13 protein-coding genes and 1 pseudogene are annotated in these 16,895 nt (G+C 64.7%); 4 read left to right on the top strand and 10 right to left on the bottom strand.

Annotation, left to right across the window (positions count from 1 at the left end):
* Positions 1-110: 110 nt before the first annotated feature.
* Positions 111-341: a hypothetical protein gene (locus tag RLN94_RS10540; protein ID WP_350128954.1), complete on the bottom strand. Its 231-nt coding sequence runs from the start codon at positions 339-341 to the stop codon at positions 111-113.
* Between the two features lie 177 nt (positions 342-518).
* Between RLN94_RS10540 and RLN94_RS10535 the strand changes: the two genes are divergently transcribed.
* Positions 519-1,457 (top strand): LysR substrate-binding domain-containing protein, encoded by a 939-nt coding sequence (locus RLN94_RS10535; protein WP_350128957.1) that lies wholly within the window; start codon positions 519-521, stop codon positions 1,455-1,457.
* A 9-nt stretch (positions 1,458-1,466) separates the two neighbouring features.
* Here RLN94_RS10535 and RLN94_RS10530 read toward each other — a convergent pair whose 3' ends face one another.
* Positions 1,467-2,663, bottom strand: coding sequence for an MFS transporter (locus RLN94_RS10530; RefSeq protein WP_350128959.1), 1,197 nt, complete (start codon positions 2,661-2,663; stop codon positions 1,467-1,469).
* Positions 2,664-2,718: 55 nt separating this feature from the next.
* Entirely contained in the window at positions 2,719-3,324 is a 606-nt protein-coding gene (locus RLN94_RS10525) for an NADPH-dependent FMN reductase (RefSeq protein ID WP_350128962.1), read from the bottom strand.
* 246 nt (positions 3,325-3,570) lie between these two features.
* Between RLN94_RS10525 and RLN94_RS10520 the strand changes: the two genes are divergently transcribed.
* From RLN94_RS10520 to RLN94_RS10510, 3 genes and pseudogenes are all read left to right on the top strand, one after another.
* On the top strand, positions 3,571-4,479 hold the full coding sequence (locus RLN94_RS10520) for a LysR family transcriptional regulator (protein WP_350128965.1): 909 nt from the start codon (positions 3,571-3,573) through the stop codon (positions 4,477-4,479).
* A gap of 351 nt (positions 4,480-4,830) precedes the next feature.
* A pseudogene (locus RLN94_RS10515) lies at positions 4,831-6,215 on the top strand (transposase).
* Positions 6,216-6,429: 214 nt separating this feature from the next.
* Positions 6,430-9,336, top strand: coding sequence for a UvrD-helicase domain-containing protein (locus RLN94_RS10510; protein ID WP_350128968.1), 2,907 nt, complete (start codon positions 6,430-6,432; stop codon positions 9,334-9,336).
* Positions 9,337-9,591: 255 nt separating this feature from the next.
* On the opposite strand, the gene gyrB is transcribed toward RLN94_RS10510, so the two are convergent.
* From gyrB to dnaN, 7 genes are all read right to left on the bottom strand, one after another.
* The gene (gene gyrB / locus RLN94_RS10505; RefSeq protein WP_350128971.1) at positions 9,592-12,009 is read right to left on the bottom strand and encodes a DNA topoisomerase (ATP-hydrolyzing) subunit B; all 2,418 of its coding nucleotides are present in this window, start codon (positions 12,007-12,009) and stop codon (positions 9,592-9,594) included.
* A 173-nt stretch (positions 12,010-12,182) separates the two neighbouring features.
* Entirely contained in the window at positions 12,183-12,680 is a 498-nt protein-coding gene (locus RLN94_RS10500; protein ID WP_350128974.1) for a hypothetical protein, read from the bottom strand.
* A gap of 81 nt (positions 12,681-12,761) precedes the next feature.
* Positions 12,762-13,382, bottom strand: coding sequence for a LysE family translocator (locus RLN94_RS10495; protein ID WP_350128977.1), 621 nt, complete (start codon positions 13,380-13,382; stop codon positions 12,762-12,764).
* Positions 13,383-13,635: 253 nt separating this feature from the next.
* Positions 13,636-14,067, bottom strand: coding sequence for a VOC family protein (locus RLN94_RS10490; protein WP_350128980.1), 432 nt, complete (start codon positions 14,065-14,067; stop codon positions 13,636-13,638).
* 4 nt (positions 14,068-14,071) lie between these two features.
* Positions 14,072-14,566, bottom strand: coding sequence for a hypothetical protein (locus RLN94_RS10485; protein ID WP_350128983.1), 495 nt, complete (start codon positions 14,564-14,566; stop codon positions 14,072-14,074).
* The gene (gene recF, locus RLN94_RS10480; protein WP_350128986.1) at positions 14,563-15,675 is read right to left on the bottom strand and encodes a DNA replication/repair protein RecF; all 1,113 of its coding nucleotides are present in this window, start codon (positions 15,673-15,675) and stop codon (positions 14,563-14,565) included. Before recF ends, RLN94_RS10485 begins: the two co-directional genes overlap by 4 nt.
* Before the next feature lie 55 nt (positions 15,676-15,730).
* Complete coding sequence (gene dnaN, locus RLN94_RS10475; RefSeq protein ID WP_350128989.1) at positions 15,731-16,849, bottom strand: DNA polymerase III subunit beta; 1,119 nt, start codon at positions 16,847-16,849, stop codon at positions 15,731-15,733.
* Between the last annotated feature and the right edge of the window lie 46 nt (positions 16,850-16,895).

Genomic DNA, 16,895 nt, shown 5'->3' with positions numbered 1-16,895 from the left:
GTCATGGCAGGCCCTCCTTTCCCCCCGATCCTTCCGGAGGGCACGGCGCAAATCCATGTCATTTGCGACACGCGCCGTCGCGCGTGGGCAAATGTCACCCCGCCAGGCGTTCAGCCTCCGGTTTCGACACGCACCTCCGCCACATCCCCCCGCTCGATCGTCACGCTCAGCCGCCCCCGCCGCCACACCGTCCGCGTCGGGCTCGCCGCGCCGCCATCCATCTCGAACCCCATATCGGCCAGCAGATGCGGCGAGGTCAGCGCCAGCCGTTCCAGCGCCTCCGCCAGCCCTCGCGCCGTTCCCGTCTTAGGGTCAGGTTTCCTCCATCCCCCAAACGGCAACCTCCGCCGCGATCCGGGCGAGGCGGGGAAAGAGAAACTGGCAGGGTTTGCGGTATTCATGGCGTTAATCCGGCAAATAGGGTGAACCTGCGCTCAGATTATCCCAGCGCCACGCTTGCAATCAAATCAGGCTTTCTCGTACCATGGATCACAGAATTTGATCCTTGGACCCGCCTTATGCCCCTGCCCCCGCTCAACGCCCTGCGCGCTTTCGAGGCCGCCGCCCGCCACGAGGGCTTCATCGGCGCCTCCGACGAGCTTCACGTCACCCGCGGCGCCATCAGCCGCCACGTCCGCCAGCTCGAGGATCATCTCGGCGTGCAACTCTTCGTCCGGCAGGCCAAGGGCGTCCGGCTGACCAACGCGGGCCGACAGCTCCTGCCCGCCCTGTCCGAGGCCTTCGCCCTGATCCGCCGCGAAACCGACCGGCTGACCGCCGACACCGGCGACCTGCGCATCATCTGCCCGCCGGCCACCTCGATCCGCTGGCTGATCCCCCGGCTCGAGGATTTCCGCCGCGCCCACCCCGATATCCGCGTGCGCCTCACCACCGATTTCCACGGCCATCTCGGCTTCGACATGACCGAGTTCGACATCGGCTTCTCCTGCGAACACTGGCCCACCCGCGCGCCCGACATCGTCTCGGAAACGCTCTTCCCGGTCTACCTCACCCCGGCCTGCGCACCCGCGCTGCTGGCCGGCAAGCCGCGGTTCGACACGCCACAGGATCTCGCCCGCCACGTGCTCCTGCACGAAACGTCCACCCATCTCGACTGGCGCGACTGGCTCGAGGCGTTCAGCGTCACCGGCGTCGACCCGGCCTCGGGCGACGATTTCCCAAACCTCGACATCGCCGCCAAAGCGGCGGTCATGGGCACCGGCATCGTGATGGGCGACATCGTCCTCTGCCGCGAGGAGTTCGAGGGCGGCACCCTCGTCATGCCGCTTCCCGACATGGTCTGCCCCTCGCCCATGGGCGGCATCTCGATCCTCGGCCCGCGCGACAAGTGGCACGAGCCCAAGGTCGCGGCCTTCCGCAGCTGGGCCGCCACCATGGCGGCCCGCGACTGCGACTACCTCGCCGGGCTGAACCTCGACGTAACCGAGCCCGCCTGACCGAAACCGTTACCCACGCGCCCCCGGCCCTGCCCGGCCAAGCAGGATGGCGGCCACCAGCACGACAGCCATGGCCACCGCAACGCTGCCCCAGCCAAAGCTCGCTGCCAGCGCCCCGGCGGTGACCGGCCCGGCCAGCATCCCCGCATTGTTGCCCTGGATGGCAAACCCCATCGTCGCGCCGACAAGGTCGAGCCGCGGCGCAAGCTCCTGCACGCTGCCCATGAGCACGACCGGAACCAGCCCCGCCATGAATGAGAAGAGCACCGCGATCCCGGCCACGACGGGCCAGGCGAAACCCGCACCCAGAACTCCGAACCCGAAGACCGTCATCGCCACGAACCCCGCCGTCAGCACCTGAACCGGGCGCCGCCCCGCAGAAAGCAGCGCACCGGCGGCAAGGTTCCCCATCCCGCTCGCCGCCACCGCGATCGCGGCCACCGTGCTCGCCAGCGTCTGGCTCAGGCCGAACTCACCGGTAAGGATCGCCGGTAGGAACCCGAAGATGGCAAAGAAGGCGGCGGAGAAGGCCGCGAACAGCGCAGCCAGAACCCAGGGCCCCGGCGCCGCGATGACATGCGCCAACTGCGCGCCGATGCGGTCGGCCTGTTTCGCCGCCCCGCCTGCGGGCACCCAGGCCGCGAAGAACAGCCCGTAACCGAACAGGATCGCCGCGTTCAGCATCCAGAACCCGCGCCACTCCAGGTAGGTGAACAGGGGCGAGGCCAGCATCACCACCGTCATGCCCACGGGCATGACCGTCGCCCAGACCGCGATCGCCCGGTCCCTCAGCCCTGGCGACACGGTCGCAAGGATGATCGTCGGCGCCGCCACCAGGACCGAGACAAAGCCCAGCCCCTCGATCACGCGCGATAGGATCAGCGGCCCGACACTCTCCGCCACACCGCCCAGCCCGGAGCCGAGCGCCTGGCACAGAAGCCCGCCGATCACCATGCGCTTGGCACCGATCCGGTCCACCACCAGCCCGATCGGGGCGCCGAACCCGGCCCCCACGATGGCGAAGGCCGAAATGAGCCACGAGACCACGGCAAGGCTGACCCCCAGATCGCCCTGAATGACGCTCAGCGCCATGGGCGCCTTTCCCACCTGGAAGGCCGAAACCGTCCCGGCCCCGGCGATGACGAATACGGTGGGCCACCCGGCCCCGCCGACCCGGCCGCTCTCGATTTTGTCCACCACGGTCATGATGATCGTCTCCGTTCAGATTGAAGTATTGCCTGCGGAATCGCCCGACCCCGCATCAGGCAGCGCCCACAAGCCGCTGCGAGTCCGGCGCGGCCGTATAGGCCTCGGCGCCCCGCGCTCTGCGCAGCGCCCTTGCCCACCATGTCAACTGGTGCAGCATCACCGCCGCGGCCGACGCGCAGCCGCTTGGGTTGATGGGCTGTCCCTCCGCGTCGAACGCGTCCCACGCGTTCTGGAAACTCACCGTGTCCCGCATGGTCACGGCGTGCAGTTCCGCCATGACCCCGCGCAGGTGCTCGACCGCGCGCAGCCCGGCCGCGAACCCGCCGTAAGACACGAAGCCCACGGGCTTCGCCTGCCATTCACCATGGGCGAAATCGATGGCGTGCTTGAGAGCGGCGGGAAAGCTGTGGTTGTACTCCGGCACCACCATGACAAAGCCGTCCGCCGCCGCCAGCCGCTCGCAATGCGCCACGATCTCGGTGGTCGGCACCTCCGGTATCGCCGCCGGCAGGGCAAGCTCTGCCACGTCGATGACATCCACCGTGACATCGGCGGTCGCCCGGACATGCTCGATGAACCACCGGGCAACCACCGGCGCAAGCCGGCCTTCGCGGCTGCTCCCGACGAGGATGGCAAGATGAAGGGGGGCGTCCGACATGGGTCTCTCCTTTGATCCGGACCGCTCGCAACGAGCGGGGTCAGCCGCATCGCGACATGTGTCCGATGCGTTGGTGTGGTGTTGGGTTTTCGGGATACGGGGCGACGGCGCGCTCTGGCCGCGCTGTCCTAGCCTGCGATGGGTGTTGTCATGCTCACGGGCCCTTTCTTCGGGATCGGGGGCAGAATACATTTCCTCAACAGATAGAATAGCGCAAAGATTCGCGGTTTATCATCGGATGATTAGATGAATGTGATCTCGCTGGAACAATGGCGCGCGCTCGTGGCCATCGTCGACGCCGGCACCTACGCGCTGGCCGCCGATGTGCTCGGCAAAAGCCAGTCCTCCGTCAGCTATGCCGTGAACCAGATCGAAGAACGAACCGGCGTCACCCTCTTCCGCATGGCGGGGCGCAAGGCCGTCCTCACGCCCGAGGGGAAAGCCCTCTACCAGCGCGCCCGCCACCTGTTGGCCGAGGCCGGACGCATCGAGAAAGCCGCCGCCGAGATGGCCGTGGGACACGAGGCGGAACTGCGCCTCGCCATCGACATCATGTTCCCCCCGGCCCTGCTCCTCGACGCGATCGGGCGCTTTGCCGCCGAGCGGCCGACCACCCGCCTCGAGATCTACGAAACCGTCGTCGCCGGCTCCTCGCAACTGCTCGCACAGGGCCAGGTCGACCTCGCCATCGCCCCCGACGTGCCCGACGGGTTCCTGGGCGAGCCGATCCTGCGCGTCCAGTTCCTCCCCGTCGCCGCCCCGACCCACCCGCTCCACGCGCTCGATCATGTCTCGCTGAACGACCTGCGGGACCATCACCACCTGATCATCCGCGACAGCGGCGTGCGCCGGGTCGAGCACGGCGCATGGCAGGTCTCGCAGAACCGGATCATCTTCTCCCAGACCTCGACATCGCTCGAGGCCGCACGCCGCGGCGTCGGCTTCAGCTGGTACGCTGAAACCCTGATCGGCGAAGACCTCGCCGCCGGCACGCTGAAGGAACTGCCGCTGGCCGAACGGGCCCGCCGCTCGGCCGAACTTTTCCTCGTGTTCCGCGATGCCGTCGGCGCCAGCCCCGGCGTGCGCCGGCTGGGCGACATCCTGCGAACCATGGCGGCAGAGACCGGCCCCCGCGGGGCATCCGGCCAGGGCTGACGGCCCCGGCCAACGCCTGTAGGCGTGCGCGTATTTTTCGCGCGCACGTGTAAAAAATCAGCATCTTGGCGCCGCTTTATGCGCAAATTATTTCGGCTTCCACGCCCATATTTTTTCGCTTCATTGCCGAAGCTCTGCTGCAATCACACGCAGCACCAGAAATCCGATGTAGAAGATGAGAATTGGGGGCGTTGTCAACGGAGTCTCAAGTTCAATACCCCGTTGAAGCGATTCATGTAGCTTCTCCATCGGCGATAGCACGCAACAAAGGGCGTATTCTGTTGAAAAACTCGCGCTTGATCGAGGGTCATCCTGCTGATTCAATTCTGCCAGCGGGCGGGAGGGGTAGCGATGATGGGACCAAGGCAGGAGGCGCAACCGGCGCTGTTCTACGAGTTCTCGCTTGAGGATCACATCCCGCGTGACCACTTGCTTCGATCCATCGACCGGTTCGTCGACCTGAGCAGCATTCGTGCCCATCTTGCGGATTTCTACAGCCACACGGGCCGTCCCTCCGTCGATCCCGAACTGCTGATCCGTATGCTGCTGGTCGGTTATTGCTTCGGCATTCGGTCGGAGCGACGGCTCTGCGAGGAGGTGCATCTGAACCTCGCGTATCGCTGGTTTTGCCGGCTCGACCTGGCTGATCGGATCCCGGATCACTCTACCTTTTCCAAGAACCGCCATGGCCGCTTCCGCGACAGCGAGCTTCTACGCCACCTGTTTGAGACGACCGTCGCGCGCTGCATCGAGGAAGGGCTCGTGAGCGGTCAGCGCATGGCGGTAGATGCCAGCCTGATCGCGGCAGATGCCAACAAGCAGAACTCGACGCCAAAGGAGGACTGGGACGTCTCGCAGATTGATCCAGCCGATGCGCCCCGCGCGGTCCGCGAGTATCTCGACACTCTGGACGAGGCCGCGTTCGGTGCCGCCAGTGAGGTCCAGCCCAAGTTCACGTCGCATTCCGATCCGGCCAGCCAGTGGACCGCGGCGCGCAAGGGGCCGGCATTCTTCAGCTATTCCGACAACTACCTGATCGACACAGACCATGGCGTCATCGTCGATGTCGAGGCGACGCGGTCGATCCGGCAGGCCGAAGTCGGGTCGACCAAGACCATGCTGGATCGAGTGAAGGCCAGGTTCGGCCTGCATCCCGAGCGCGTGATAGCCGACACCGCCTACGGCACCGGACCGATGCTGGGCTGGCTGGTCGACCGCAAGATCGCCCCGCACATCCCGGTCTTCGACAAGTCAGGCCGCAGCGACGGCACCTGGACCCGGGCGGACTTCGAGTGGGACGCGGACAACAACCGATACATCTGCCCGGAACACCAGGAGCTGAAGCAGTTCCGCCGGAACTACTCTGACCCGAACAGGAGGCCGACCGGAAAGGGCGTCGCCAAGTATCGCGGTCTCAAGAACGTCTGCCAGGCCTGTCCATCGAAAACGCGCTGCTGTCCGAACATGGACTTTCGCTCCATCACCCGCGAAGAACACGAAAACGCTCGCCAGGTCGCCCGCGACATCGCCACAACCAAGCAATATGAGGTCTCGATGAAGCTTCGGAAGAAGGTCGAAATGCTGTTCGCGCACCTCAAGCGCATTCTTGGCCTCGGCCGGCTTCGGTTACGTGGCCCATGCGGCGCAAACGACGAATTTCTCCTCGCCGCTACCGCCCAGAACCTCCGGAAGTTGGCGAAGATCCTTCCGCACCGCAGAAACCGCGTAAAGCCTGACAAGCAAGGCGCACGCGAACTTCTCAAGCACCGGAATTCTGCGGTAGCGAACGGGCGTTTTTCCACAGAATCCGCCCTTAGCTGCGTGCCTCTGGCAGCCGCATCGTCCAAGAAACACTAAAAGGGGCGCGGATTAGCGCCTGAAATACGTGCCACATGGTCCCCGCTGCCCGATATCTGCTACAATTCGGGAAAGACTGGTAATTTGGTGCTCATGAACCTCGCCTCAAAATCCTTCCTGGGGTTCCTGATTGACCCTCTCGGCCGACATCCAAGATCCCTGACCCTGCAAGAAAAGGGTATTTCGGCACGCGGTGCTGGTTCACCTTGGATAGGGCTTGAAGCTATCGCGACGCGCCCATCGGTGAGGAAGGGCCTTCTTTCGTCGTCGCTATCGCTCGATCTTGGCGGGGGCCGAAACCTGACCTTGCCAGCGGTGGAGCCATCTGCGGCCAGAACCTTCGCAGAGGCGGCTACGACCGCTTGGTCGAATTTCAATCGGGCGGAGCTGGAAAAGGAGGACGCCGCGGTCCGGCGTATCCTGCATGCGCTCGATGCGCTCAGGGTGCCGGATGTCTATCCTGCCGCATGCCACGTAGCGCCGCTGGCGCGCGACGCTGCCGATCTGAACAGCCGCGTGCTGTCCAAGTTGAACGCGCAAGCCGTTGGCGACGAGGTGATGTCCCGGATCGCCCCGATCACGGCCTTCGCATCCGATCCGAACACCGTCCGGGACGCGTCCATCGAGGCGTTCGTGGAAGCTCAGCTGGTTCGATGGAAGGATTTCTTCGACACGGTCGAGTCCATGCCACTGACACCGGAACAGCGCCTGTCGGTGGTCGTCGACGAGGACGCGACGTTGGTTCTGGCCGGCGCGGGGTCCGGCAAGACCAGCGTCATCACAGCCAAGGCGGCATACCTGGTGAAGGCGGAGATACGGCAGCCAAGCGAGCTCCTGCTCCTGGCCTTCGCCAAAGATGCGGCGACCGAGATGTCCGAGCGCATCGAGGCGCGGTGCGGGGTCCCCGTGGCGGCGCGCACCTTCCACGCATTGGCCTACGAGATCATCGGCGAGGTGGAGGGAGAGAAGCCCCCCTTGGCGCCGACCGCGACGGACGATAAGGCCTTCCTATCCCTCATGAAGGAGATCCTTCGGCACATCGTGGCGACCGCCAGTGACATCGCGCAGACCGTGATCGGATGGTTCGCCGGTTTCTTCGACGACTTCCCGACAGAGTGGGACTTCAAGACCAAGCACGAATGGTATGCGCAGATCGAAAGCCGCAACCTGCGGACGCTGCAAGGCGAGACAGTGAACAGCTTCGAAGAGTTGCTGATCGCTAACTGGCTGTTTCGGAACGGTATCGCCTACGAATACGAGCCGAGCTACGAGCACAAGCTTCAGAACACAGGGCGCCGCACCTACACGCCCGATTTCCAACTGACCGAGAGTGGCGTCTACATCGAGCATTTCGGCGTGCGCAAGAAACGCGGCAGAGACGGCAAGGAGGAGCTGACGACAGCTCCTTACATTGATCGCAATGAATACCTGGAGGGCATGGACTGGAAACGGCAGGTCCATGCCCAGCACAAAACGGTTCTGGTCGAGACCTACAGCTGGGAGCGCGAAGAAGGCCGTTTGCTCGAGGCGCTGGCCGAAAAGCTCAAACCCCACGTCACGCTGCGGCCGATCCCGGACATCGAGATCTACGACCGTGTGGCCGAGGTCGGCGTGGTCGACAGCTTTACCTCGCTAATGGGCACTTTCCTGCGTCACTTCAAGAACGGCGGCTACCAGGTCGAGGACTGTTCGGACAAGGCGCAGACGCTGAAGATGGGCAAGCGCGCCGAGGCCTTTCTCAAGATCTTCGGAGCCGTATTCCGGGAGTATCAGGCGCGCCTGGGCGACCGAATTGACTTCGAAGACATGGTGAACCGCGCTACTTCCCTCGTCGAAAGCGGACGCTACCGGAGCCCGTTCCGGCATATCCTCGTCGACGAGTTCCAGGATATCTCGACCGGACGGGCGAAGTTGATCCAGGCCCTCAAGCGCCAGCATTCCGATGCTAAAGTGTTTGCAGTGGGCGATGACTGGCAGTCGATCTACCGCTTCGCCGGGTCGGACATCCACATCATGCGCAACTTCGGCGCGGAATTCGGTGGGACCTATGCAGGAGCCACTGGTGTCCATCGCACCGTCGACCTCGGCCGGACCTTTCGATCGGTGGACAAGATCGCTTTGGCCGCCCGTCGCTTCGTTCTCCGTAACCCAGCTCAGATCACCAAGACTGTGATCCCGGCGGGTGAGACGGACGAGCCTTCGATCAGGATCGCCTGGACGCGCCGCGACACCGGGGAGAGGACCTTGAACGACACGGTGGCTGGGCTCGCCGCTACACACGGAAAGGGTGGTGGGAAGCCGTCCATCCTCATCCTCGGGCGTTATCGTTTCCTGCGGCCCGATGTGGCGCGGCTCCAGCGTCAGAACCCCGGGGCGACGATCACCTTCAAGACCATTCATGCATCCAAGGGCCTCGAGGCTGATCATGTGATCATCCTTGGCGCCGACAACGCCAAGATGGGCTTCCCTTCGATGATCGTCGACGATCCCCTGCTCAGCCTGGTATCGCCCGAGGCCGAGCCCTATCCGAATGCCGAAGAGCGGCGCGTTATGTATGTAGCCGTGACCCGGGCCCGACGAACCGTGACTATCCTTGCGTCCGAGGCACGCCCCTCCGTCTTCGTTGAGGAACTGATGAAAGAGCCCGATTTCGGCGTGGTCATGCCCCTGGAGGCACAGAAGCACACTTACACTTGCCCGGAATGCGGTGGGCGTCTGCTGCACATGGCTGGAAAGGACGGTCGCGACTGGTATCGCTGCGAGCACGTGAAGCTCTGCGGCAGTCGCATGCCGGCTTGCCCGGCATGCGGTGTCGGCCTTCCGGTCCGATCTCGCACCAGTGAAGACCTGGTTTGCACTGATTGCGGGGAAACCCAGCAAGTTTGCCCCAGTTGCGAAGCAGGATGGCTTGTCGAACGGCGCGGCCGCTATGGAGCATTTCTCGGCTGTGTGCGTTTCCCACACTGCGATGGCAAAGCCAAGCTAACGAAGAGCGCATGACATGCTGACAGAGCGCGACTCAGCCCGCTGGCAGATCATTAATGGGCAATGCGACATAGCGAGGCTCAACAAGTGTTGAGAGGGAAGCTGTCGTCGTGGCCCAATGGAAGTGGCAATCGACCAAGGCTCGCCTCCTCCGCTCTCACGGGCTCTACACTAAGCCTCTAAGAACAGGGCAATTTTTCCGGCATCCGTGCCCCTGTGACGCGAAAAAATATGCGCGCCGCGAAAAAATGTCTGCTTCCCTACACCGCCTCAGAAATCCAGGTTCTCGACGTTCAGCGCGTTCTGCTGGATGAACTCCCGCCGCGGCTCCACCACGTCGCCCATCAGCTTGGTGAACAGGTCGTCGGCCTCGGCCACGTCGTCGATCTTCACCTGCAACAGCGTCCGCGCCTCGGGGTCCAGCGTCGTCTCCCACAGCTGGTCCGGGTTCATCTCGCCCAGACCCTTGTACCGCTGCAGCGCCAGCCCCTTCTCGCCTTCCTTCAGGATCGCGTCCAGCAGGTCCAGCGGGCCATAGATCCCCTGCCCCCGCTCCTTGCGGTAGAGCTTCGCGGGCTGCGTATACACCTCCCGCAGCGCCTGCGTGAGCTGCGCCAGCCGCTTCGCCTCGCCCGAGCGCAGCACCGGCCCGTCCAGCGTCCGCACCTCCTCGACACCGCGCACCATCCGCGTCAGCCGAATGCCGTGGTCCTGCGTTTGCCGCCCTTGCCAGCCGCGCTCGTATTCCACCGCGATCAGGTCCAGCCGCTTCGCCACCGCGTCGGCCACCGCCTGCAGGTCCGCATCCGCCCGCCCGGGCAGGAACGCCTCGGCAATCGCCGCCTGTTCAAGGATATGCCGCGGGTAATGCGTCGGGAAGGTCTCGAGGATGCGCTTCGCCTGCCGCGCCTCCTCGACCACCCGCACAAGGTCCTGCCCGACGATCTCCTCGCCCGAGCCAAGCCGCAGCACCGCGTCCTCCGTCCCCTGCTGGATCAGGTAATCCTCCAGCGCCGGCACGTCCTTGAGATACACTTCCGACTTGCCTCGCGACACCTTGTAGAGCGGCGGCTGCGCGATATAGAGATACCCGCCCTCAATCAGCTCCGGCATCTGCCGGTAGAAGAACGTGAGCAGCAGCGTCCGGATATGCGCGCCGTCGACATCGGCATCGGTCATGATGATGATCTTGTGATAGCGCAGCTTCGAGATATCGAACTCGTCCCGCCCGATCCCCGTGCCCAGCGCCATCACCAGGTTGCCGATCTCCTGGCTCCCCAGCATCCGGTCGAACCGCGCCCGCTCCACGTTCAGGATCTTGCCGCGCAGCGGCAGCACCGCCTGCGTGCCCCTCGCCCGCCCGGTCTGGGCAGACCCACCGGCGCTGTCACCCTCGACAAGGAACAGCTCGGTCTTCGACGGGTCCTTCTCGGAACAGTCCTTCAGCTTCCCGGCAAGGTAATTCACGTCCATCGCCGTCTTCCGCCGGGTCAGCTCGCGCGCCTTCCGCGCCGCCTCCCGCGCCAGCGCGGCCTCCATGATCTTGCCGACGATCTGCCGTGCCTCGTTGGGGTTCTCCTCGAACCACTCCGACAGCTTCTCGTTCATCAGCCCCTCGACCGCCGGCCGCACCTCCGAACTCACCAGCTTGTCTTTTGTCTGGCTGGAAAACTTCGGGTCCGGCACCTTCACCGACAGCACACAGGTCAGCCCCTCGCGCGCATCGTCCCCGGTGAACGTCACCTTCTCCTTCTTGGCGATCCCGCTCTCGGCCGCATATTTCTGCATCACCCGGGTCAGCGCGCCGCGGAACCCCGCAAGGTGCGTGCCGCCATCCCGCTGCGGGATGTTGTTGGTGAAGGGCAGCACCGTCTCGTGATAGCTGTCGTTCCACCACATCGCCACTTCCACCTGGATATCGTCCCGCTCGCCAATGATGAAGATCGGCTCGGGCAGCATGGGCGACTTGTGGCGGTCGAGATACTTCACGAACTCCTTCACCCCGCCGTCGTAATTCAGCTCCGACTCCAGCGCCTCTTCCGGCCGCTCATCCCGCAGCCGGATGCGCACCCCGGAGTTCAGAAACGCCAGCTCGCGCAGCCGCTTCTCCAGCGTCTCGAAACTGTATTCCAGGTTCGAGAACGTGTCGGTCGAGGCCAGGAACCGCACCTCGGTGCCGCGCTTGCCCTCGGCCTCGCCCACCACTTTCAGGTGGTCGACCGTCTCGCCGCCCTCGAACCGGGCGACATGCTCCTTGCCGCTCCGCCAGATGCGCAGCTCCAGCCAGTCCGACAGCGCGTTCACCACCGAGACACCAACGCCATGCAGACCGCCCGACACCTTGTAGGAATTGCTGTCGAACTTACCCCCGGCATGAAGCTGGGTCATGATCACCTCGGCCGCCGAAACGCCCTCTTCCTCGTGCATCTCCACCGGGATCCCGCGGCCGTTATCGCTCACCGACACGCTTGAATCGCCGTGAATCGTCACCGTCACGACATCCGCATGGCCCGCCAGCGCCTCGTCGATCCCGTTGTCGACGACCTCGTAGACCATGTGATGCAGACCCGAGCCGTCATCGGTATCGCCGATATACATGCCCGGCCGTTTGCGCACGGCCTCCAACCCCTTGAGAACCTTGATGGAATCGGCGCCATATTCTTCCCGCGCCGGTACTGCTTCTGCCATGCAAGCTATCCTTTTTAACTTTCCGATTTTATACGATTTTCCGGGGGGAATGTCACGCAATCGGCGGCAGTTTTCGTGGGTGTCCGCACGGCGTATTTCCGCGCGGTCCCGGGCCGGAATCCGGCGTTCGGGGATGCGGCCCCCGCTCAGCGTCCCACCGGGCCCGCCAGACCTCAGCCACCGAACTCGTAGGCACCGAGCATCGCCCGCAAGTCCCGCCCCATGGCAGCGGTCTTCGGATCGTCCTCCAGGCCGTCGACGCACTCTTTCACGAGGTAGAATTCCGTGTCGTTCCGGATCTTCCCCCGCTTCACGATCGCCTTCAACTTGCCTGTCGGCGGAGGGAAATCCGACAGCAACTCCCGGCCCGTCCGCTCGCGGTAGTACGCGCGAAGTCCGGTCGCATACGCCACCGAATCCGGCGCCGTATCGGCAAACGCGGACATATGATCGTTCACCGCCTGCTCGAATCCATTCAACACTTCCGACAGGGTGGCGCCGTTCTTCAGACATCTCGCAACAAAGGCATCCTTGTCCGGCAGACCTACTAACGCTTCCCGCAACGCCGCTTCCTCGGGAAAAAACACCTTCACGAAATCCTCGGCGATCCGCAGGAACGCGTCGCAGCGGTCGATCTCCGCCCTGATCTCTTCACTCGTGCGCCGCGCCATCCGTCTCACCTCGGCATCCGTTCCGGCCCCACTATTCCCCCGCAAAGGACGTCGCGCAACAAGACCGTGCCGATAACCCGCTTACGTCACCGCAATCACCACCGCCACGACGATCAGCAGCGCGCCCGCCGCCTGGTTCGTCCGCCTGAGCGCGGTCGGAGAGGTCATCAGCCGCCGCACCCGGCCCAGGAACAGCGCCAGCCCCATGTTGCCCACGAAGGGCACGATGGCCGACAGAAGGGCGATCACGGCGATATCCGCCGGCGTCACCCGGCCAAGGTCGAAGAACCCCGGCAGGACGCCCATGTAGAACAATATCGCCTTGGGGTTCCCGAGGATCGCCGCCAGCCCCGCCATGAACCCGGCCAGCGCCCCGGGCCGGGTCAGCCGGCTATCGGCCACGATGCTGCGCCCGGCATGGCGGATCAGCAGCACCCCCATCCCGGCAAAGGTCACCACCGCCACCAGCTTCAGCGCCGTCATGAAGCCGCCATAGGCGCTCACGATCCACGACACCCCCAGCACCGCCAGAAGCGACCACAGCACGTCCCCCACCACCACGCCCAGCGCCAGCGGCAGCACCGCCCGCGATCCGCCCGACAGCGACCGCGCCAGCACCGCCAGCCAGACCGGGCCGGGCGTGATGAACAGGATGAACAGCGCCCCGGCATAAAGCGCCATGTCCCACAGTCCCAGCGTCATCGCCCCGGCCTCCCGCCACTCATGTCAAAGCCCGTACCGGGGCCGGGCCGGTGTTGCGCCTCAGACCACATCTCGTGCCACCCCCGACCGAACGCCACATCAACCAACCGCTTCCCGGTGCCCTGCACCGACGCGATACCGACGAAATACCGACGTGATACCGACGTCGAAACCCCAGCAAAACAAGGCCGTTAACCCTTATTGTCGGCAATCTCGCGAAAACGTCCGGAAATCCCCCGTCTCAACGATCCGTTTACCCCGCCCCCGGCAAGGTCAAACTCCCGTCCTCCGCCAGCGGCCAGAACGGGTTCATCGCCACTTCCCAGACATGCCCATCCGGATCGGCATAATATCCCGAATACCCGCCCCAGAACACTTTTTCCGGCCGTTTCAACGCCTTGGCCCCCGCCGCCACGGCGGCCTCGAAGGCGTCATCCACCTCCGCCTCCGTCGCGAAATTATGCGCCAGCGTCACCGCCCCGGTCCCAAGCTCGGTTCCGCCCCTTCCCTGGTCCTCCGCCAACGCCGCTTTTCCGAACAATCCCAAGGCCATACCGTGCATCTGGTAGAAGGCCACGCCCTCCTGCTCCTCCGCCGGCACCCACCCCAAAGCGCCATAGAACGCCTTGGATCTAGCCAGATCGGCCACGCCAAGAGTGATGAGAGTCACGCGTTGAGGGGTCATGGGTCTAGTCCTTGTCATCGACGGCTGAGGCGTTGAAATCATTGATCAAAACGCGGATATTCTTCGCCAGCGCCGCGGTTTCCGGGTTATCGGCGAGCTGCTCGGCGCCCGCCCCGGCCAAATAGCATTCAGTTTCATGCCGGATGCAACCCCGCCGCAGCATCGCCTTGAGCAGACGTATATGAGGCGGAAAATCCGAAAGCAGGGAACGCCCTGTTTTCCCGAAGTAGAAGTCCTTGAGTCTATTGGCGTACTCGACCTGGTGAGAATGGCTTCCGGAGAATGGACCAAGGCAATCATAGTAGGCTTGCCTGAGACTCTCCAAATGGTCCGACAATGCTTCCGTATCTTCTTGATCACCCTCTGTTTTTTCGGATCCAAGGGCGCATTCAGCTACCGGGTCGTCCGCCCGGCCTGTCTCGAATTCCCGGATGATCCCCAGCAGGGCTTCCCATCTGCGAATGTCCGCAAGAAGCCCGTCCCTTGCCCGGCCTGTCATGGGATGCTTCCCGTGCTTATCTGGCTGATACTTTCCGCCTCGGTCACCTCGATCAACTGGGCCCTGTCGCCCAGTTCCTCGAACAGCTCCGCCCCCGTCCCGGTCATCCACGCCTGCGCCCCGAGCGCACAGACCTCGTCGTAAAGCGCCGCCCTCCGCCCCGCATCCAGATGCGCCGCCACCTCGTCCAGAAGCAGGATCGGCGGCGCCCCGAACTCCCTTGCCAGCGCCCGCCCGTTGGCCAGGATCAGCGAGATCAGAAGCGCCTTCTGCTCCCCCGTCGAACAGTCCTTCGCCGGCACGCCCTTCGCGGCGAAAACCCCATATAAATCAGCCCTGTGCGGCCCCACCAGCGTCCGCCCGGCGGCCAGATCGCGGAACCGGCTTTCATGCAGCGCCTCGCGGAAATCCTCCTCCGTCTCCGGCATCTCCCCCTCCGACATGGTCAATTCCAGCTCCGCCGTCGGAAAGGCCGTCTCCGCCGCCTCCTGCGCCACCCGCAACTCCTCCAGCGCCATCTGCCGATTGCGGTGAATGGCCACCCCCGCCTCCGCCATCTGCCGCTCCAGGGCCACGTACCAATGCCCGTCGCGCACCTGATCCTTCAGCAGCCGGTTCCGCTCCCGCATCGCCTTCTCGTAAGCCACTGAAACGTCAGCATGAGTTGGCTCGAAGCTCATCGTCATCCGGTCCAGAAACCGCCGCCGCCCCTCGGCCCCCTCGATCCACAAACGGTCCATCGACGGGATCAGCCACAGCACCCTTGCAATCCGCCCCAGTGCCACCTGGCTCGCCGCCTTGCCGTCGGTCTTCACCTGCCTCGGCTGGCCCTCCTCCGACCAGATCTCGACCTCGTGAACCTGGTGCAGGGAATGCAGGTGCCCGGTGACCTTCCAGCCAAGGCTTTCAGGCCGCCGCGCCATCTCCTGCGCCGCCGCCCGCCGCAACCCCCGGCCCGGCGAGAACAGCGAAACCGCCTCCAGCAGATTGGTCTTCCCCGCCCCGTTCGGCCCGTAAATCGCCACCGGCCGCGCATCCAGCGCCAGCGCCGCCCCCTTGTGCGAGCGGTAGTGCGACAGGGTCAGGCGGGAAAGGTAGAGCCCGGGCATACAAGCCCTTTCATCTTTCCGGAAATACTCTCGCCGAAGGCATCGGCGAAGCCGATCACACCCGCATCGGCATCACGACATAGACCGCGCTGGTGTCGTTCCCCTCGCGCATCAGCGTCGGGTCGCCGGAGGAGTTGAACAGGAACACCGCATTCTCGCGGTCGACCTGGCTGGCGATCTCCAGCAAGTACTTGGCGTTGAAGCCGATTTCGAGGTGATCGTCGCCATAGGCCACGGCCAGCTCTTCCTCGGCATTGCCGCTGTCCGGCGCGTTGACCGACAGGATCAGCCGGTCCTCGTCCAGCGCCAGCTTCACCGCGCGCGAGCGTTCCGAGCTGACGGTGGCGACCCGGTCGACGGCCTGTGCGAACTCGCTCGCGTCCACCTCCAGCCGGCGGGTGTTGCCGGTGGGGATTACGCGGGTGTAGTCGGGGAAGGTGCCGTCGATCACCTTCGAGGTCAGGGTGATATCGGGCGTGGCAAAGCGCACCTTGGTCTCCGACACCGAGACGGCGATCTTGGCCTCGTCATCGTCCAGCAGCTTGCGCAGCTCGCCCACCGTCTTGCGCGGCACGATCACGCCGGGCATGTCGGCGGCGCCCTCGGGCAGGTCCGCGTCTATGCGCGCCAGCCGGTGGCCATCGGTGGCCACGCAGCGCAGCATCTGGCCGCCCTCGCCATCGGCGATGTGCATGTAGACGCCGTTCAGGTAATAGCGCGTCTCCTCGGTCGAGATGGCGAATTTCGACTTGTCGAACAACCGCCGCAGCACCGGCGCGGCGGCGCTGAAATTGCAGGAATATTCCGACGAGGCCATCACCGGGAAATCCTCGCGTGGCAGGGTCGCCAGCGAGAAGTTCGACCGCCCCGCCTCGACCGACATGCGCCCCGAGGCGCCATCGTCGGTCAGCGTCACCAGCGCCCCATCCGGCAGCTTGCGGACGATCTCGTGCAGTGTCACGGCCGATACGGTCGTGGCGCCTGCCCGTTCCACCTTGGCCGGCGCCTTGTCGACCACCTCGATGTCGAGGTCCGTGGCGCGGAACTGCACCGTGTCGCCCTCGGCCTCGATCAGCACGTTGGCGAGGATCGGGATCGTGTTGCGGCGTTCGACCACAGACTGGGCCTGTGACACTGCCTTGAGCAGCGTGCCGCGTTCGATGCTGAGTTTCATGCCCTCGCTCCCTGATCTGCGTGCCGGGAAGCGCACCGTAGCAAAC

Source organism: Roseovarius sp. (assembly GCF_040223625.1).
GTDB lineage: Bacteria > Pseudomonadota > Alphaproteobacteria > Rhodobacterales > Rhodobacteraceae > Roseovarius.
This window is presented reverse-complemented; position numbering and strand designations above follow the sequence as displayed.